Annotated in this window: 19 protein-coding genes; 10 read left to right on the top strand and 9 right to left on the bottom strand. The window is 40.8% G+C overall.

Going from position 1 to position 19,379, the window contains the following annotated elements; all coding sequences use genetic code 11:
• Nucleotides 1-75: 75 nt before the first annotated feature.
• Entirely contained in the window at nt 76-1,260 is a 1,185-nt protein-coding gene (gene malE, locus DRF63_RS06730) for a maltose/maltodextrin ABC transporter substrate-binding protein MalE (RefSeq protein WP_005598217.1), read from the bottom strand.
• 331 nt (nt 1,261-1,591) lie between these two features.
• Here malE and malK point away from each other — a divergent pair, with 331 nt between their 5' ends.
• From malK to malT, 4 genes are all read left to right on the top strand, one after another.
• Nucleotides 1,592-2,731 carry a maltose/maltodextrin ABC transporter ATP-binding protein MalK gene (gene malK / locus DRF63_RS06725; RefSeq protein ID WP_005598215.1) on the top strand — a complete coding sequence of 380 codons (1,140 nt, stop codon included), beginning with the start codon at nt 1,592-1,594 and terminating at the stop codon, nt 2,729-2,731.
• Nucleotides 2,732-2,800: 69 nt separating this feature from the next.
• A complete protein-coding gene (locus tag DRF63_RS06720; RefSeq protein WP_005598213.1) occupies nt 2,801-4,093 on the top strand; it encodes a maltoporin in 1,293 nt (430 codons plus the stop codon).
• Between the two features lie 71 nt (nt 4,094-4,164).
• Nucleotides 4,165-5,049, top strand: a complete 885-nt coding sequence (gene malM / locus DRF63_RS06715; protein WP_005598211.1) for a maltose operon protein MalM — start codon at nt 4,165-4,167, stop codon at nt 5,047-5,049.
• Between the two features lie 113 nt (nt 5,050-5,162).
• Nucleotides 5,163-7,880 carry an HTH-type transcriptional regulator MalT gene (malT, locus tag DRF63_RS06710; protein ID WP_005598210.1) on the top strand — a complete coding sequence of 906 codons (2,718 nt, stop codon included), beginning with the start codon at nt 5,163-5,165 and terminating at the stop codon, nt 7,878-7,880.
• A gap of 77 nt (nt 7,881-7,957) precedes the next feature.
• On the opposite strand, the gene glgP is transcribed toward malT, so the two are convergent.
• The 4 genes from glgP to serB form a co-directional block, all read right to left on the bottom strand.
• Nucleotides 7,958-10,357, bottom strand: a complete 2,400-nt coding sequence (gene glgP, locus DRF63_RS06705; protein WP_005598208.1) for a glycogen/starch/alpha-glucan family phosphorylase — start codon at nt 10,355-10,357, stop codon at nt 7,958-7,960.
• Nucleotides 10,358-10,464: 107 nt separating this feature from the next.
• On the bottom strand, nt 10,465-10,662 hold the full coding sequence (locus tag DRF63_RS06700) for a DUF5363 domain-containing protein (protein WP_043991861.1): 198 nt from the start codon (nt 10,660-10,662) through the stop codon (nt 10,465-10,467).
• 48 nt (nt 10,663-10,710) lie between these two features.
• The gene (locus DRF63_RS06695; protein WP_005598205.1) at nt 10,711-11,202 is read right to left on the bottom strand and encodes a YajQ family cyclic di-GMP-binding protein; all 492 of its coding nucleotides are present in this window, start codon (nt 11,200-11,202) and stop codon (nt 10,711-10,713) included.
• 49 nt (nt 11,203-11,251) lie between these two features.
• Nucleotides 11,252-12,121, bottom strand: a complete 870-nt coding sequence (serB, locus tag DRF63_RS06690; RefSeq protein WP_005598203.1) for a phosphoserine phosphatase SerB — start codon at nt 12,119-12,121, stop codon at nt 11,252-11,254.
• 92 nt (nt 12,122-12,213) lie between these two features.
• Here serB and DRF63_RS06685 point away from each other — a divergent pair, with 92 nt between their 5' ends.
• The gene (locus tag DRF63_RS06685) at nt 12,214-12,876 is read left to right on the top strand and encodes a YtjB family periplasmic protein (protein ID WP_005598201.1); all 663 of its coding nucleotides are present in this window, start codon (nt 12,214-12,216) and stop codon (nt 12,874-12,876) included.
• A 91-nt stretch (nt 12,877-12,967) separates the two neighbouring features.
• Entirely contained in the window at nt 12,968-13,186 is a 219-nt protein-coding gene (gene infA, locus DRF63_RS06680; RefSeq protein WP_005598198.1) for a translation initiation factor IF-1, read from the top strand.
• A gap of 77 nt (nt 13,187-13,263) precedes the next feature.
• On the opposite strand, the gene DRF63_RS06675 is transcribed toward infA, so the two are convergent.
• From DRF63_RS06675 to DRF63_RS06660, 4 genes are all read right to left on the bottom strand, one after another.
• Nucleotides 13,264-14,451, bottom strand: a complete 1,188-nt coding sequence (locus tag DRF63_RS06675; RefSeq protein ID WP_005598193.1) for a BaiN/RdsA family NAD(P)/FAD-dependent oxidoreductase — start codon at nt 14,449-14,451, stop codon at nt 13,264-13,266.
• On the bottom strand, nt 14,451-14,801 hold the full coding sequence (locus DRF63_RS06670) for a DsrE/DsrF/TusD sulfur relay family protein (protein WP_005598192.1): 351 nt from the start codon (nt 14,799-14,801) through the stop codon (nt 14,451-14,453). Before DRF63_RS06670 ends, DRF63_RS06675 begins: the two co-directional genes overlap by 1 nt.
• A 109-nt stretch (nt 14,802-14,910) precedes the next feature.
• The gene (locus tag DRF63_RS06665) at nt 14,911-16,206 is read right to left on the bottom strand and encodes an NCS2 family permease (protein WP_005598191.1); all 1,296 of its coding nucleotides are present in this window, start codon (nt 16,204-16,206) and stop codon (nt 14,911-14,913) included.
• A 60-nt stretch (nt 16,207-16,266) separates the two neighbouring features.
• A complete protein-coding gene (locus DRF63_RS06660) occupies nt 16,267-17,268 on the bottom strand; it encodes an oxidoreductase (RefSeq protein ID WP_005598190.1) in 1,002 nt (333 codons plus the stop codon).
• Between the two features lie 84 nt (nt 17,269-17,352).
• Here DRF63_RS06660 and ybaK point away from each other — a divergent pair, with 84 nt between their 5' ends.
• From ybaK to fur, 4 genes are all read left to right on the top strand, one after another.
• Nucleotides 17,353-17,829: a Cys-tRNA(Pro)/Cys-tRNA(Cys) deacylase YbaK gene (gene ybaK / locus DRF63_RS06655; protein WP_005598189.1), complete on the top strand. Its 477-nt coding sequence runs from the start codon at nt 17,353-17,355 to the stop codon at nt 17,827-17,829.
• A gap of 208 nt (nt 17,830-18,037) precedes the next feature.
• Entirely contained in the window at nt 18,038-18,322 is a 285-nt protein-coding gene (gene ybfE / locus DRF63_RS06650; protein ID WP_005620439.1) for a LexA regulated protein, read from the top strand.
• Between the two features lie 21 nt (nt 18,323-18,343).
• Nucleotides 18,344-18,868 carry a flavodoxin FldA gene (fldA, locus tag DRF63_RS06645; protein ID WP_005598185.1) on the top strand — a complete coding sequence of 175 codons (525 nt, stop codon included), beginning with the start codon at nt 18,344-18,346 and terminating at the stop codon, nt 18,866-18,868.
• A 30-nt stretch (nt 18,869-18,898) separates the two neighbouring features.
• The gene (gene fur, locus DRF63_RS06640) at nt 18,899-19,348 is read left to right on the top strand and encodes a ferric iron uptake transcriptional regulator (RefSeq protein ID WP_005598183.1); all 450 of its coding nucleotides are present in this window, start codon (nt 18,899-18,901) and stop codon (nt 19,346-19,348) included.
• Nucleotides 19,349-19,379 lie beyond the last annotated feature (31 nt).

The following is a 19,379-nucleotide window of genomic DNA, read 5'->3' as shown; positions in this document are numbered from 1 at the left end:
GTTTCCCCTGTAAATTGATAAGCTGGAGGTATAGGACGCCTCTAATAGGCGTCCTAACAGTGAGGTTAGCAAAAGTTATTCTTTTTCAATTTTGGCCTGTGCTTCATCAAGTGCTGCTTTTACAGATTGACGACCGCTTGTCGCATTGCCAATAGCTGCTTTTTCTGAATACCAGAAACGGCTCATTTGTGGAATATTTGGCATAATTTCGCCGTTTTCCGCATTCGCCATAGTTGCTGCGATACGAGGATCTTTGGCAAGTTTTTCTTGGAAAGATTTTAATGCAACGGCACCTAATGGCGCGTCTTTGTTGACGGTTGTGAGTCCTTCATCGGTTAATAAGTGATTTTCTAAGAACTCTTTGGCTAAGTCTTGGTTCGGACTAGAAGCATTTACCGCTGCACTTAATACACCAACGAATGGTTTTGATGCTTTACCATTTAATGTCGGAAGTACTGCGACACCATAGTTGATACCACTTTTCTCAATATTTGCCCAAGACCATGGTCCGTTAATGGTTAAAGCCGTATTGCCTTTATTGAAAGCCGCTTCTGAAACTGCATAGTCCATGTCGGCATTAATCACTTTTTTATTCACTAAATCCACAACAAATTGTAAGCCTTTTTGTGCACCTTCATTGTTGACACCAATATTTTTTACGTCATAACCATTTGGTGTAAATTTGAATGCATAAGCGCCTTGAGACGAAATAACCGGCCATGTGAAATAGGGTTCTTGTAAGTTCCACATAATGGCACTTTTACCTTTAGCTTTTAATTCTTTATCAAGTTTCTCTACTTCTTCCCATGTTTTTGGTGGTGTCGCAACTAAATCTTTATTATAGATTAATGAAATCGCTTCAATCGCAATTGGGTAAGCAATTTGTTTACCGTTATATTTATTCGCATCCCAACCGATGTCAGATAATTTTGCTTTAAATTCAGCACTTGGTTTTACTTCGGCTAATAAACCGGCTTGAGCGTAGCCACCGAAACGGTCATGGGCGAAGATAATCACATCAGGACCATCACCGGTTGAGGCGACTTGAGGGAAAAGTTCTTCTAATTTTCCCGGATGTTCTACAATGACTTTTACCCCAGTTTCTGCTTCAAATTTTTTACCTACTTCAGCTAAACCGTTATAGCCTTTATCAGCACTAATCCAGATATTGAGTTGACCTTCTACAATTTTTGCATTTGCACCTTGAGCAATACAAAGTCCTGTTAATACAGCTAATGCAGTTTTAGTAAGTTTTTTCATAGGATTTTCCTCATTTGATTTTGGAGATAGACCGATTTCCAGTCTTTTACGTAGAGCATAATAAAAAATTTACTCATCATTTCATCATCCCCCGTTCTCCTCCCCAGATGAGAATTTATTGATGTAGTTCACAGATTTGTAAAAGTTTGATGTTTTTGTGAAACGGATCACAAAATAGAGGATGTTTTTTGTGATCCGTTTCACAAAAAAATAAGAAAAAATAGAATAAAAACATTGAGTTGTGGAAAGAAAAAATTTACTGAAAGTATGATGTGGAAAAAAGAGAAATACGTAAACTACGTAACAAATTTAAAGCGAGAGGGATAAAAAAATGACAGATGTTCGATTAGTAAACGTATGCAAATCGTATGGCAATGTACATATTTCTAAAGATGTTAATTTAGAAATTAAAGACGGCGAATTTGTTGTTTTTGTCGGCCCGTCAGGCTGTGGTAAATCAACCGTATTACGAATGATTGCTGGCTTGGAAGAAATTACCTCCGGTGATTTATTTATCGGGGATAAACGAATGAATGATGTACCGCCGGCAAATCGAAATATCGGTATGGTATTCCAATCTTATGCCCTCTATCCCCATCTTTCTGTTGCAGAAAATATGTCATTTGGTTTGAAACTCGCCGGAGCAAAAAAAGAAGAAATTGACCAGCGAGTTAACCAAGTCGCGGAAATTCTGCAACTCGCTCATTTACTAAATCGCAAGCCGAAAGAATTATCGGGCGGTCAACGTCAGCGTGTTGCAATTGGACGTACCTTAGTCTCACAACCTGAAGTGTTTTTATTGGATGAACCGCTTTCAAATTTAGATGCGGCATTACGTGTGCAAATGCGTGTAGAAATTTCAAAATTACATAAAAAACTTGGCAGAACAATGATTTATGTAACGCATGACCAAATCGAAGCCATGACGCTCGCCGATAAAATTGTTGTTTTACAAGCGCTTTCTGCAGGCAGCAATCTTACAACGAACGTTGCTCAAGTGGGTAAGCCATTAGAGCTTTATCATTATCCGGCAAATCGTTTTGTGGCAGGTTTTATCGGATCACCTAAGATGAATTTCTTACCGGTGCGAGTGATAGATGTACGTGAAGGTGGAGTGAAAATTGAATTACCGGACTCAACCCATTTGAATTTCTGGGTACCGGTTGAAAGTGGTGGCGTAAAAGTAGGAGATAACCTTTCATTAGGTATTCGTCCGGAACATTTATTACCGTGTGAACAAAGTGAAGTTTGTATTTCCGGCACGGTAAAAGTGGTAGAACAATTGGGTAATGAAACGCAAGTTCATATTGAAATGCCACCGATTAAACAGAGTTTGGTCTATCGCCAAAATGACATTGTATTAGTGAAAGAAGGCGATTCAATGTCGATTGGTATTAATCCGAATCGTTGTCATCTTTTCCGAGAAGATGGCACGGCATGCAAACGTTTATTTGTCGAGCAAGGCGTATAAATGTTCTTAAGGGTTTCCCTTAAATTTTAATAATGAAAAAAACTGTCTGAAAAGAGAAAGGAGTTTCCTATGAACCTCAATAAAACGATGTTAGCAACTTTAGTTTCAAGTGCTTTACTTTCAACCAGTGCATTAGCGGTTGATTTCCACGGTTATGCACGTTCCGGTATCGGCTGGACTTCAGGTGGTGGCGAGCAATCGGCATTTACTGTGAATGGTGGCGGTTTTAAATACCGTTTAGGTAATGAATCAGATACTTACGCAGAGTTAAAACTTGGTCAAGAGCTATTTAAATCGGGCGAAAAATCAATTTATTTCGATACTAATGTGGCTTATGGCGGTACGTTACACAATAATGACTGGACAGAAACAAGCCCTGCATTACGTGAATTAAACGTACAATTCAAAAACTTTGCAGACAGCTTACCGGGTGCAACATTATGGGCAGGTAAACGCTTCTATCAACGTCACGATGTTCATATGAACGACTTCTACTACTGGGATATTTCAGGTCCGGGTGCAGGGGTTGAAAATATTGATGTTGGCATCGGTAAACTCTCTTTAGCAGTTACTCGTGATACAGAAGCTGGTGGTGCATTCTCTTACTATTATGATCCTGTAACAAAATCATATAAAAGCAATAGAGAAAAAGATGGGACTATTTCTAAGAAAGATGTTTACAACGACATTTTCGATGTACGTTTAGCCGGCATTGAACTTTGGAAAGATGGCTCGTTAGAACTTGGTTTTGACTACGCAAACGCACATAAAAAAGACGATTCAGCTTATGTAAACAGTGATGCAACCAAAAATGGTTATATGGTAACAGCAGAATATACCCAAGGTAACTTCTTCGGTGGTTTCAATAAATTTACTGCACAATATGCAAAAGACTCTATGACATCTTGGAATAATGGTCACGCACAAGGTTCAAAAGCTGATAACCGTGGTCATATGCTCCGCTTAATCAACCAAGGCGTTGTTCAAGCCAGCGACAAAGTTGAAGTAATGTATGCGTTAATCTATGAAAAAACAGACTTAGACAACAAACAAGGCAAAACTTGGTACTCAGCAGGTATCCGTCCAATGTATAAATGGACTGATACAATGAGTACTATCGCTGAGGTTGGCTATGATGTGATCAAAGATCAAGCAACAGGTAAGAAAAACAACCTAGTGAAATACACCCTTGCACAACAATGGCAAGCAGGCTCAAGCATTTGGGCTCGCCCTGCAATCCGTGTATTCGGTACTTACGCACACTGGAATGACAAATTTAACACGGCAAATCGCACAGACGCTGGTTATAAAGCAAAAGACGGCGAGTTTATCGGCGGTGTTCAATTTGAAGCATGGTGGTAATTGAGCCATTTGGGGCGTATGTATTACGCCCCTTTATACGATGTAACAGATAGTTTTTTAGAGAGGCATTTATGAAAACCAAAATTGCAGCATTTTTATCAAGTGTTTTATTTACATCGGTTGCTATGGCAGCGACACCGTCAAAGACAGAACTAAGCCGTTTTGGTTGGCAAGATGTGACTTTCTCACAAAAGATTGTTAATGAACTTTCAGAAAAACAAATCCGCACATTTAGCCAAACGTTGGCAGGTACAAATAGTGCGGTAATCGGTTATAAAATTCCGGCAAATCAAGGTACACTCAAGATCAAAGTGAGTAGTTTGGTGGTGGATAATGACCATATTTTTGTACCGAATGTTTTAGTTCTAGATGCGAATTTTAATGAGTCGCTAACATACCCCGCTTCACAATTTAAAGTTGTGGAAGAACGAGGCTTTGAAGGCGGGCAAATTCAAGCGGAATTAAACTTAACGCCGGCAACCGGGCAAGATTTTATTTATTTACTGATCTACACCACTGAAAAAGATCTCGCAGGGCAAACGACATTTACCCACCCGGTGAAATTATATGAAAAAGCAAAAGGTAACCAACCGCCTGCAATTGCAGATTTACTGGTAAAACACACTAATTCAGGACAAATTCAAATTAATGTAGATGGCATTCAGAGTACTCAATTTGTCGGTTTAGGCAATGTGGTTAATGGTGGGGCATTATTTGAAACGAAACCGACAGCTCAAAGGGTAGGGACGGAAGTACAAGCGGTTAAAAATCCGCAAAAAAATGCAAAACCGAAAGCTGTAGAGAAAACTACAGAACAATACTTTAATGAAGCGGTTACACAAGCATTAAAAAATAATGATATTAGTAAAGCAATGAATTTAGTAAACGAAGCGGAGCAACTAGGGCTTTCTTCACCGCGTCAAATCTTCTTAAAACAAGTTTCTGCTAAAAAATAGATGTTTTTTATCTTTATCCTTTTGCCACTGAATTTTCAGTGGTTTTTTTATTTCCACTAACTAAATAAGGAGAAAATTGTTAGAATCTCCATATCGTATGTAATGGAGGAAAAATGCAAGCAACATTTTCAAGATTGATTCCAACTAAGCTAATTTCTAGTAAAGTCAATCGAACCGTCAAAGAGACAGAAACCGTTGAACGAACATTACTCTTAAATGAATTAAATCGGGCGGAATTTTACCCGATGACGCTGGTTATTGCACCGGCAGGTTATGGCAAAACAACGCTGGTTTGCCAATGGAAGGAAAAACAATTAGCGAAAAACCAGCGTATCGGTTGGTACTCACTTGATGAAAGTGACAACAAAACAGAACAATTCTCCGCATATTTTACCGCTGCACTTTCGCAAGCGACCGACCTCTCTTTTTCCGGAATTGTTTACCAAAATAATTTGGTAGATTATTTCTCTCAGTTATTGATTCAGCTTTCTCAAGTGCGTAGCCATTTTTACTTAGTGATAGACGATTATCACCATATTGAAAATAGCGAAATTCACGATGCACTTCGTTTTTGGTTAAAGCATCAACCACAGACGATGAGCCTGATTGTCTTATCACGTTTAACTCCTCCACTAAGTATTACCAATTTACGTATTCATGAGCAATTATTGGAAATTGATGTGCATCAGTTGGCATTCACACCGACCGAAACTCGCCAATTTTTAGCGTTAAAATTTAACGAGTCGCTGACAGATGATGAAGTTTTCTCACTTTGCGATCGGGTTGAAGGCTGGGCAACAGCATTGCAATTAGTTAGTTTTGCTGTGAAGCAAAATCCTGAATTGTTACGTTCTCCGGAAAAATTATTTGCCAAGCTCAATCAACAACATATTGCCGATTATCTGAATGAAGAAGTATTCCATTACGTTGAGCCGGAAATTAAGTTATTTATGCAACGCTGTGCGATTTTACGTTCGATGAATGAAAAATTGATACTCGCTTTAACCAAAGATGAAAACGGTGTGAAAAAGCTCGATGAATTAGAAAAAATGGGGCTTTTTATTCAAAGGATATTGCACGACGATGGTGAAATTTGGTGGAAATTTCATCCGATTTTAGCATCTTATCTTGCGCAAAGTTGTCGTTTAGAACTGCCTTGTGAATGGCAAGAGCTACATAAAATTGCAGCGATGATGTGGCTGAAATTAGGCTATGGATCCGAGGCGCTTTATCATGCGCAGATGTTGGAAGATTCTCAAACGCTTTATACCATTTTACAAGAACATGGTTGGTCGTTATTTCATCAAGGTCAGCTTAAGTTATTGGAAGACTGTTTGGCATTACTTTCAGCGCAGCAACTTTGGCAAGACTCAAACTTAGTGCTGTTAAAAGCGTGGCTTGCACAGAGCCAGCACCGCCATCAAGAAGTATCGGGTATTTTGCAAAAATTTCAGCCAAATCAACCGCTTGTTGCCGATTTACAAGCACGTTTTGATGCACTAAAAGCTCAGGTAGCAATTAATGAAGGTAATGATGAGCAGGCCTATAATTTAGCAAAACAGGCGCTTGTTCATCTGTCGTCCGATTTCGGTTATGCACAAATTGTTGCAAATTCCATTATTGGAGAAGCACAACATTGTCGAGGCTATCTGAAAGAAGGCTTAGTTCAAATGCAGAAAGTGGAGAAAATGGCATTAGAGCAAAGGGCCTATCATCAATGGTTATGGTCGAAGCTGCAACAAGCGGAAATTTTATCGGCACAGGGCTTTTGGCAGTCTGCCTATGATTTGCTAAAAGATACCACTTTACAAGCGCAGCATTTACACCAAATTCCGATGCATGAATTTCTATTGCGTTTAAAAGGGCAAATCTTGTGGGAATGGCATCATTTAGATCAAGCGGAAGCGATGGCGAATGCCGGTATTGAAGTCTTAGAAAAAGAGGGCGAACAAGCGCATTGTTTGGCATTGTTGGCAAAGGTTTCGCTGACTAAAGGCGATTTAAATAATGCCGGACGTTTGATAGAACAATGTCGTAATTTAATTATTGCTCAGGCGGTGCATTGGGATTGGCGTTCAACTTTTGACGAAGTACAAATGCTGTATTGGCAAATCAGTGATGATAAGTCGCATTTGGAAAGTTGGTTGACGCAAGTCAGTTTTCCGGAACAAGACAATAATCACTTTTTACAACGCCAATGGCGAAATATTGCTCGTTGTTATTTGTTACAGGATAATTTTGAACAAGCGTTGAATATTTTGAATCGCCTGTTACAAACTTCTGCAACCTTTAATTTAATCAGCGATACGCAACGAGCGCTGATTTTGCGTAATCGAGTATTTTATCGCCAAGGTAGAATGGATCTTGCACAAAAAGATTTGATTCGAGCGTTAAATCTAACCCAACAAACCAATTTTATCAGTGCTTTTGTGATTGAAGGTGATTTGATGGCACAGCAAATTCGCCAATTGCTACAAATCAATGTCCTTGATGAGCTTTCAACCCGTAAGGCACAATTTATTTTGCGGAGTATTAATCAGCACAATCGCCATAAATTTGCGCATTTTGATGAGGAATTTGTCGCTAACTTGTTGAAGAATCCACAAGTACCGGAGTTACTTAAAATTAGCCCGCTTACCGCGAGAGAGTGGCAGGTGCTCGGTTTAATTTATTCAGGTTACAGTAATGAGCAAATTTCACAGGAATTGGTGGTAGCGATAACTACGATTAAAACGCATATTCGTAATTTGTATCAAAAAATCGGTGTGGCGAATCGTAGCGAAGCGATTGAATATACACGCAGTTTATTGAGAATGATGGGATATAGTTAATTTGTACGCAAAATACTAATCGCTTGTGACCGAGGGAGAAGAAAGAAAAAACGTGGGCATTGCCCACGTTTGTTTTGCTATCTTTTCCAAATTCTGGTTTGGTAATCACGAATTGAGCGGTCTGAGCTAAAGCTACCGAGACGAGCGGTATTCAGAATCGTAGATTTTAACCAAGCGGTCTGATTTTGGTAACGTTTTGCAACTTCTTGCTGTGCTTCACGGTAGCTGGCAAAATCGGCTAATACGCAGAAATAGTCTTTGTTTAGCAAATCATAAACTAATGGTTCGAAGATTTCTTTATTACCGCCGGCAAATGAACCGTCCGCTAACGCGTCAATCGCTTTACGTAAAACTTCATCTTGTTCGTAATACTCACGAGAAACATAGCCTTTTTCACGTAATTCACGTACAGATTCCACCGTATGACCGAAAATCACGACATTTTCCTCGCCGGCAAATTCGGCAATTTCCACATTCGCACCGTCAAGTGTGCCTAAGGTAATAGCACCGTTTAGAGCTAATTTCATATTACCGGTACCGGAAGCTTCTTTACCTGCAAGGGAAATTTGTTCGGAAACATCTGCCGCCGGAATGATTTTTTCCGCTAGACTTACACTGTAGTTCGGTAAAAATGCTACTTGTAATTTACCTTGCATATCCGGATCGTGATTGATGACGTGCGCCACATTATTAATCGCTTGAATAATTTGCTTCGCCATAAAATAACCTGGTGCGGCTTTACCTGCAAAAATAAAGACGCGTGGCACGAATGGCATATCCGGATTGGCTTTCAGCTCTTGATAAGTAGCAATAATATTCAATAAATTGAGGTGTTGACGTTTATATTCATGGAAACGTTTAATTTGTACGTCAAAGATCGCATTTTGATTCACTTGAATACCCAGTGTTTCTTCAATCACTTTTGCCAATGCTTGTTTATTTTGTTGCTTAATCTCAGCGTAAGCGGTCTGAAATGCCGAATTTTCTGCAAGCGGTTCGATTTGACGTAACAGCTCTAAATTTTGTGTCCAGTCGCCTTCAATATGTTGATCGAGTAATGCGCTTAATAACGGGTTAGCTTGACGGATCCAACGGCGTGGGGTAATACCGTTCGTCACATTGTGGAATCTACCGTTAAATAATTTCGCATAAGCAGGGAATAAATCACTAACCACTAAATCAGAGTGAATTTGTGCCACGCCGTTCACTGCAAATGACCCCACCACGCAAAGGTTCGCCATTCGTACACGATTATTGGCGATAATTGCTGTTTCGTCCCACACATTAGCTAATTCGTCTTCATCAAAGCAGGCTTTGACTTGTTGGTAAAGCTCAAGATTGATGCGTTCAATGATGATTAAATGACGAGGCAATAATTTAGCAACAAGGTTTTGATCCCATTGTTCTAGCGCTTCCGGTAACAGGGTGTGGTTGGTATAAGCGAATACTTTTGAACAGATTGACCACGCTTTTTCCCAGCTGTAACCGTATTGGTCGAGTAATAAGCGCATTAATTCAGGAATCGCGATTGCGGGGTGGGTGTCATTTAATTGGATCACTTCAAATTCCGCTAATTGGTCGAGAGTTCTGCCTTTAGCTAAGTGATTTTTGATAATATCCGCTACCGAACAAGCACAATGGAAATATTGTTGCATTAAGCGTAATTCTTTACCGTTTTGATGGTTATCGTTCGGGTAAAGCACTTTGGTAATTTTTGACGCATCAATTACCATTGATTCCGAATCTAAATAATCGCCGTCATTGAATTTGGCTAAATCAAAAGCGGTTTCACTATAGCCTTGCCATAAGCGTAACGGTTGTTGTACGCCTTTATAACCGACTACCGGTAAATCAAACGCTTCACCGTAAATTGTCCATGCCGGTTGCCATTCGTATTTATCGCCGGCAATATGACGAACTTCACCGGCAAAGCCGACTGGTTGGCGGAAATCCGCACGATGTGACTGTAAAGGGAAGAAATCACGTCCCCACGCATCGCCTTCTTCATGTTGTCTGCCCGCCCAATCAAAGCTTTGTTTGAATAAGCCGTATTGATAATGTAAACCGTAGCCTACTGCCGGTTGAGCAAGGCTTGCCATTGAGTCTAAATAGCAGGCGGCTAAGCGTCCTAAACCGCCGTTACCGAAAGCAGGATCAGTTTCTTGTTCTAAAATATCGACCAATGTTTTGCCGTATTTCGCCACTTCATCTACCACATATTGATATACGCCGAGGTTCTGTAAGTTATTACCGAGTAAGCGCCCGACTAAGAATTCCATTGAAAGATAATTGACTTTGCGAGTATCAACAAGCGGTGCGTTTTTCGGAAAAAATTGCAAAGCGGCTTGGTGCGCGACTTGTGCCACCAGCTGATACCATTGTTGATCGGATAATTGAGTTGGATTTAAAGAACGTTCCTCGCAGTAAGCTTGTAAACCACGTTCGAATAATGCTGAAAATTGTGCCGTGAGCGCCATACATTTTCTCCAGAATGAAAGTAAGAAATTTTTCGCTATTATCAAAAAGCCACTGAATAAAAAAATCCTCCCCGCTAAAATTAGTCAGGGAGGATTTATTAGTAGGACTAGCTTGAGTGCTGTTCTGCCGCGTTTTTATCTTGTGATTTTGTTGATTTCGGTTCTTTTTCCGGATCGAATTTCACCACCGGCACGCAGCCACGGCAAGCACCTTGGTTTACACCGAGTTCTTCACAAAATTTATCATATTTCGCCAGCATTTTTTTGAACCAGCTTTGTGATGTATCTGACGATTTACCAGACATAGTTCACCTCATCAAATTTGCAAAAAAATTGCAAAATTTAACCGCTTGTTAGTCACGGAAGTTATTAAATTGGAACGGCTGACCAAGTTCTGCGCCTTTTACCAGCTGGATTGCCGCTTGTAAATCATCACGAGATTTACCAGTTACACGTACTTGTTCGCCTTGAATTTGGGTCTGAACTTTAATTTTTGAATCTTTGATCAGCTTTGTGATCTTCTTCGCCATTTCGGTTTCGATACCCTGTTTAAGTTTGATCTCTTTTGAGTAGAGTTTACCGTGATGTTCCGCATCACTTGGAATATCAAGCGAGTTGTGTTCGATACCACGTTTTACACAAGAACCGATTAAAATCTCGATTAATTGCTCTAATTGGAAATCAGATTCGGTGGTTAATTTAATGCTTTCGTTTTTTTCGTTAAGCTCAATAACGGCTTCAACACCACGGAAGTCATAACGTGTGCTTAAAACACGGTTAGCATTTTCAACGGCGTTACGCACTTCGTGCATGGTAATTTCAGAAACGATATCAAAAGATGGCATTTTTTATTCCTCATTATTGAAAACTACGGCTAACACAGTTTGCATTAACCTAGTTGGATGATACATAGAGATTTTTCGCATTAAGCAGCACGCACAATGCGCTCAAGTCGCCAAAGTTTATCACAAATTTCGCCTGTTCTTGAACTTTTGGTTTAGCGTGCAGCGCAACCCCGAGGGCAGCGGTTTTGATCATCGGTAAATCGTTTGCCCCGTCACCAATTGCAACCCATTGAGTTTGTGGAATATGAAATTGCTCGCCCAGTTTGGTTAAGGTTTGCGCTTTGTATTGTGCATCAACCACTTTTCCTAATACGACACCGGTTAATTCTCCGTCGATAATTTCCAATTGATTGGCAACCGCATAATCCAACTGATATTTTTCTTTTAAATAGTCGGCAAAATAATCGAAACCGCCCGAAGCAATCGCCAGTTTCCAACCGTGTGATTTTAGCTCGCCGACCATCAATTCAAAACCGTCCATCAGCGGTAGTTTTTCTCGTACGGTTTGCAAAATGCTTTCCGGTGCATTTTCCAATGTACCGACTCGTTTACGCAAGCTTTGCTCGAAATCCAATTCGCCGCGCATTGCGCTGGCGGTAATTGCCGATACAATTTCACCGGAACCCGCCAGTTTGGCAATCTCGTCTATACATTCAGTTTTGATAGCGGTGGAGTCCATATCCATTACTAATAAACCGGCTTCGTTTATATTCGGCGTAATCGCTAGGTCGGCGATATCCGCTTCGATTTTTGCCGCCTTGGCTCGTAAATCGCAAGCGGTCGAATTTGTATCGAAAAATGCAAGATGATAGCCTAAATAAACCGTTTGTTTGCGTAATACCGATTGCGTTTCCGCGGTAAATCGCTCGATTTGTTGTGTTGTCAGAGATTTAGCGAAGATAAAAATCGTGTTTGGCATAATGTTCTCTTTTTAATAGACTTTTTTCAATGGTGCATAGATAATGTGCTTTCGGAATTATCTATTATCAATTAGCTATTAGCAATTAATCTATGTATGTAACTCGTGAAAAATTAATAAAATTCGGCTTGCTCGCCGGAATTAGCGTGTTATGCGTAATGATTGTAAGTGTCATTTTAAGCGGGATTAACCAGTTTAAATTGGGTTCGCAGTTGGCAAGCGTAAACCACGTGTCTAATCTTTCACATTTGTTAGTCAGACAACAGGCGAACTTATTTTCTATGATGTTGGTTCGTAACGTGAAGAGCGAGGATTTGGTCGAGGCGTTGGATGCTTTTTCCAAAGAAGATTTTGTGATTGATGCCAATTTATATTCGCCTGCCGGCGTACTGATCGCACAAAGTCGTAATGCGTTAGAATTTAAATCTCTGCTTCAGCAAGATAAAGCGCAACCGGCTACTCAACAAATCGTCGAGCCGATTTTTTCTCAGCAAGATCTCGTCGGTTTCTTACGCGTTACTTTTGATGCGCAATACGGACAAACCACTAAAAGTAAAGTGGAGCGCATTTTTCATCAATTATACGGGCAGTTAATTATTTTGGTATTAGCCGGCGGTTTACTTGCGAGCAGTTACCATTATTTCTTCCGCCGTAGAATCAGTATCGTGCATACTCCGGTAAAATTACCGTTGATTTCGAGCAAAACGCAAACCCAGCGTTTTCATTCGAAACGTCGAGTGTTTAGGCACAAGTAATCACTTGGAAGTGATTGTAATTTAGGCTGATGAGAGTATAATAAGCCCCGTTTTTTTATTTATATCCAAACCCTAATTTAAAGAGGAATCAATGGCTAAAGAAGATTGCATTGAGATGCAAGGTACGATTTTAGAAACCTTACCAAATACAATGTTTCGTGTGGAATTAGAAAACGGTCACGTTGTTACCGCACATATTTCAGGTAAAATGCGTAAAAACTACATCCGTATTTTAACCGGTGATAAAGTCACGGTAGAAATGACGCCATACGATTTAAGCAAAGCACGTATTATTTTCCGCGCACGTTAATTAAAAGCTTAAAACAAAAAACGGAAGTTGAGAAATCAGCTTCCGTTTTTTGTTTTGGGTAGCAGCAATCATCAATGTTATTTTTCAATAATCGCTTCCGCACAAGCAAAAGCGGACGACCACGCCCACTGGAAATTATAGCCGCCGAGCCAGCCGGTCACATCTAACACTTCACCGATAAAATAAAGCCCTTCGGTGTGTTTCGCTTGCATGGTTTTGGACGAAATAAAATCGGTATCAACGCCGCCCATCGTTACCTCTGCGGTACGATAGCCTTCCGTGCCGTTGGGTAAAAATTGCCAATGATGAATCAGTTGATCTAATCGAGCTAATTCCGCTTTGCTTAACTGAACAATCACATTATCTTTAAAAACACCTTGTTCCAACCAAAGTTCGACTAATTTTTTCGGTAAATAACGGTTTAATACGGTTTTTAGCTGCAATTTCGGCGAAGATTGACGCAATTCGGTTAAGATTGTTGAAATGTCATCAGCAGGTAACAAATCAATTTCCACCGTTTCGCCTAAGTCCCAATAATTAGAAATTTGCAAAATTGCCGGGCCGGACAAACCTCGATGAGTAAACAGCATTTGGTTACTAAAACTTTGCTGCCCGCAAGTAGCGCGAATCGGTAACGCAATGCCGGAAAGTGTCGCAAAATGTTTGTCCGAGTCTTTCCAAGTAAAAGGTACAAGGCTTGCTCGCGGCGGAATCACCGGAATATTGAATTGCTCGGCAATTTTATAACCGAACGGGCTTGCGCCTAACGCCGGCATAGATAAGCCGCCGGTAGCGATGATTAAATGCTCGGTTTCAAAGGTTTCGCTAGCGGTCTGAATTTGGAAATTTTTTGCAAATTTTTCGACGAAAATGACCGCTTGTCGCAAAAAGATCTCGACCTTGCCTTTGTCGCATTCCGCTTGCAATAAATCGACAATTTGCTGCGAGCTTTCGTCACAAAATAATTGCCCTAACTCTTTTTCGTGGTAGCTGATACCGTATTGCGCAACTAAAGCGATAAAGTCCCAGTTGGTATAACGAGCTAACGCCGATTTGACAAAGTGTTTATTTTGGCTGAGATAGTGATTTGCCGTAACTTCCAGATTAGTGAAGTTACAAAAACCGCCGCCGGACATTAAAATTTTACGCCCGATTTTCTTGCCTGAGTCTAACACAGCGACCCGTTTGCCGGCTTGCCCGAGCTGTGCGGCGCAAAATAAACCGGATGCGCCGGCACCGATGATCACGACATCAAAATGTTGCATTAGAAGTTTAAGACCTTATCCGCTTCCATCGTCCAATCGGCAAGCTCGATTAACGTACCGATTTCCACACCGTCCGCAAGCGGTAACGCGCTCATACCTCGTGCATTGATACAAGTTTTGCAAAGTTTAATCGTTGCCCCTTGTGCGGTCAGAATTTCCAACATTTGCTGTAAATTATATCCTTCCGACGGATTATGCTTTCTTAATGCCGCAGTAACGGAATCGGACATTAAGAACAGTTTAAGTTGCGCTTTATGCTGTTCTTGAATCTGTAATGCTAAACGTAAACCGCTAAAGAAAGATTCGTTGCCGTACGGCGCCGAATTAAAAATAAAGAGAAGTTTTTGCATAAGATTTCCTTAAAAATACGGAATACACGAACTAGACAAGCGGTTTGATTTTGTTAAATTTTTACAAAATGCCGTGCTGTTCGTCTATTCCGAATTAAGTGAGATGAGATTAGCCAACCCAAACGAATTTTGCGATAAACAGTAAAGAAACTACCGCTACCGACGGATTGATTTCTTTCCAGCGACCGGTACAGGTCTTCATCACGCAATATGAAATAAAGCCGAATGCGATACCTTCGGTAATCGAATAAGTAAACGGCATCATTGCGGTGGTGATAAACGCCGGAGTCGCTTCGGTTAAGTCGTCCCATTTCACTTCAATTAAACTTGAAGCCATTAAAATCCCGACGAAGACTAATGCACCGGCGGTTGCATAAGCCGGAACTACGCCTGCAAGCGGCGAGAAGAAAATAGTCAATAGGAATAAGATACCTACGGTAACTGCGGTCAAACCGGTACGACCGCCGACCGATACGCCCGAGCCGCTTTCAATATAAGTACTGATTGCCGAAGTTCCCATAAACGAACCCGCTATTCCTGCGGTACTGTCCACTAATAAAGCTTGTTTCATACGTGGGAAACGACCTTGTTTATCGGCAAAACCGGCTTTGGTGGTTACCGCAATTAATGTGCCTGAAGAGTCAAATAAGTTTACTAGCATAAAGGAGAAAATAATACCGAGTAAGCCAACGTCTAGCGCACCGGCGATATCTACTTGACCGACGACCGCATCTAAACTCGGCGGCATCGACATTACACCGTTAAAACTTACCGCCGGATCGAAGATTAAGGCTAAGGTAGTGATAACCGCAATAGAGATTAATACACCCGAATGGAAGCTCTTAGCCGCTAAAACGACAATAATAAAGAAGCCTAAGATACCCATTAATACTTTCGGATCGTGTAGATCGCCCAATGCGACTAAGGTTGCCGGGTTCGCTACCACTAAGCCCATATTTTTAAAGCCGATCAGGGCGATAAATAAGCCGATACCCGCACCGATACCGACACGTAAACCGAGCGGAATCGCCGACATAAACCAATAACGAATTTGGAAAACGGTTAATAAGAATAAGCCGACCGAGCCTAAGAAAATTGCACCCATCCCTACTTGCCATGAGTAACCTAATTTTTGTACTACCACAAAGGCGAAAAACGCATTTAAACCCATTGCCGGTGCAAGCGCGATAGGAAGGTTACTGAATAAGCCCATCGCAATCGTCCCGAATGCGGCGATTAAACAGGTGGTGACGAAAACCACTTGGGTATCCATACCGGCAACACCGAGAATAGACGGATTGACGAATACGATATAAACCATGGTGAAGAAGGTGGTAACCCCCGCCACGATTTCCGTTTTGGCATTCGAGCCTTTTTCGGATAATTGGAACAAACGTTCTAACATAAAAACCTCAGGTCAAAGAAAGAAACTACGGAACGATTTTACGTTCCGCAGCGGATAAAGTTAATATTCCAACACTAAGTTGAGCAGTTGAACCGCTAAAAACGCCAAGCTGAATTTTTGCTCGTCTGCAACCGACCAGAATTGCACTTCGTTTTCCGATTTTGCGAGTAGTTGGCTGATTTGAAGTAAGTTTTCTTCTTCGTTTTCACCGTTTTTAACCGCTGTCATCACGCTTTCTTCGTGGAAACGTAGCCAATTTTGTTGTTGCCATTCTGCACTAACGCTCTCAACATCTAATTGATATTCCGAATGTAAGGTGACCATTTGCGAAATACCGTAGAAGACCGGCGTTTGCACCGAATGGAAGGTGGTGGAAGCGGTTAAATTCGGTAAAACTTTCGCAAGTTGTAATTCGAAAACACGAGAGAACGGTAAGTTTTTCTCTTCGCCTTGCACGTTTGCCGGCACGGTATCGAATGCGATACGTTCCGCATTTTCGTCAAACGGAATACCGTTTAACAAACGTGCGGTTTGTCCGGCAAGTTCCTTCACTTTTTCATCGCCGAAATATGCTGCCGGTAACAATGAAGTCACAAAAATATGACTTAACGGCTGAGCTAAAAACGGTTTGAGGGTTAAAGCTAATTGTGAGATTTGCGGATTTGCCAGTGCCACGATATTGCGTTCGCGTAAGTTAGCGATCGCTTCATCATTAACGCTCGGTACGACAACCGGCACATTAGCAATTAGAGCGGTAATACCGTAAAGATCGAGTACGATACAACCGGCTTGCACCGCTTGGGCTAAGACTTCGGCTTGTGCCATTTTGCCGGCAAAGAAAACGTGGCTGAAATCCGTCCAATTTACTTCATCAAGCGCAATTTGCTCGATCGCTTTGCCGCCCATATAAAGGGATTGTTCTTCACCGAACGGCTCGATTTCGATTGCAGAAATATTGTCTAAGCGCAAATCACTCTCAGCTAATGCTTCAAGTAATTTTGATGACAGGGTAAAATCAGCGGCAATCGCTAAACGGATATTTGATGTCATTGAACCAGACATAAGTAGTTGCTCCTTTTTATACGCTTGATTTGGCGTAACGCACACAAAGGGAGTAATTGTACATATTTTTAAGAGGAAAAACTAATGACCCCGGCAATAAATTTATTGAAAAAGCAAAAAATTGCACATAGGCTTCATCCTTACGAACACGATCCGAATAACACCAATTTCGGGCAAGAAGCGGTAGAAAAATTAGGTATTGATGCCAATCAGACATTTAAGACCTTATTGGTGGCGGAAAACGGCGATCAGAAAAAATTAGCCGTGATGGTGGTGTCGGTTTCGCATACCTTGAATTTAAAACGAGCGGCAAGTGCGCTCGGCGTGAAAAAAGTGGAAATGGCGGATAAAGATATCGCCCAAAAAACAACCGGCTATTTATTAGGGGGAATCAGCCCGCTCGGACAGAAAAAACGTTTAACCACCGTGATTGACAGCTCCGCACAACAATTTTCCACGATGTTTGTTTCCGGCGGTAAACGAGGGTTGGACGTAGAGCTTGCACCGCAAGATTTGGCAAGTTTGCTCAATGCAACTTTTGCCGATATTAAGGAGGAATAAGCGGTCGAATTTTTACCGTTTTTTGTAATTTTAAATAAAGAATAATAATCGTTACGGAAAGTTTTGAAAATCCGGATTAAATTTAGGACGTACAATTTTCAAGATTAAATTAGTGTGATATAGTGTCGCCTTATTAGTAAGTAGCTTCTCATTCTCAATTAGACTTGTCTATTAGAATGATAGGCAAATATCTTTTCGTGTGGAACAAATGGCAAAACAGGATGCAGATTGTATAACCTTAGATCTGTTCGCAACCGTGCCAAAAGTCGGGCGACCCCGTACTAATCCGTTAAGTAGAGAACAACAAGTTCGTATTAATAAACGTAATCAGCTGAAACGAGATCGTTCGTCCGGCTTAAAACGTGTAGAGTTAAAATTACATGCGGATTTAGTCCAGACTCTAGAGGATGAAGCGTCGCAACGCGGAGTAACACGCGGACAGTTAATCGAAATTATTTTAAATGACTATATTCATAGTCATCAGACTGATTAGAGAGAAAATAGGTAAATTCAAATGGCAGTAGTAGGTTTATTCTACGGTAGCGATACTGGTAATACAGAAAACATTGCAAAAATGATTCAAAAAGAAATCGGTGCGAATTTAATCGATGTACGCGATATCGCAAAAAGTGCTAAAGAAGATATTGAAGCGTACGATTTCTTACTTTTAGGTATTCCGACATGGTATTACGGCGAATCTCAAGCGGATTGGGATGATTTTATGCCGACGCTAAAAGAAATCGATTTTAGCGGTAAAGTCATCGGTATCTTCGGTTGCGGTGACCAAGAAGATTATGCGGAATATTTCTGTGATGCGATGGGAACCATTCGCGATGTCGTTGAGCAAAACGGCGGTGTGATTGTCGGACATTGGCCGACGGAAGGTTATAGCTTTGAAGTATCGCAAGCGTTAGTGGACGAAAATACATTTGTCGGTTTATGTATTGATGAAGATCGCCAACCGGAATTAACCGGTGAACGTGTAAACCGTTGGTGTAAACAGATCTTTGATGAGATGTGCTTAGATCAGTTAGCATAATGAATATAAGAGAGAGAAGGGTAACAAGTTATGTCTGAAGAAAATGCAAAACTTCTTAAAAGTGTAGGTTTGAAAGTTACTGAGCCTCGTTTGACCATCCTTGCGTTAATGCAGCAACATCGCGAACAAATGCAACATTTTTCTGCCGAGGATATTTATAAAATTTTATTAGAGCAGGGTTCCGATATCGGTTTGGCAACGGTTTACCGCGTATTAAACCAATTTGAAGAGGTCGGTATTTTACTTCGCCATAACTTTGATGCGAATAAAGCGGTATTCGAGCTTAACGTAGAGCAAGAACACGATCATATTATCTGTATGGATTGCGGTAAGGTATTCGAGTTTAAAGATCCGGATATCGAACGCCGTCAGCGTGAAATCAGCGAACAGCACGGTATGAAATTAGCGACGCACAGTTTATATCTCTATGCGAAATGTAGCGATATTTCACATTGTGATTCTTCAAAAGATAAAAAATAATTTATCTTATCGTTCAGTATAAAGCAGACAT

It is taken from the genome of Actinobacillus pleuropneumoniae (genome assembly GCF_003290385.1).
Lineage (GTDB): Bacteria > Pseudomonadota > Gammaproteobacteria > Enterobacterales > Pasteurellaceae > Actinobacillus > Actinobacillus lignieresii.
This window is presented reverse-complemented; position numbering and strand designations above follow the sequence as displayed.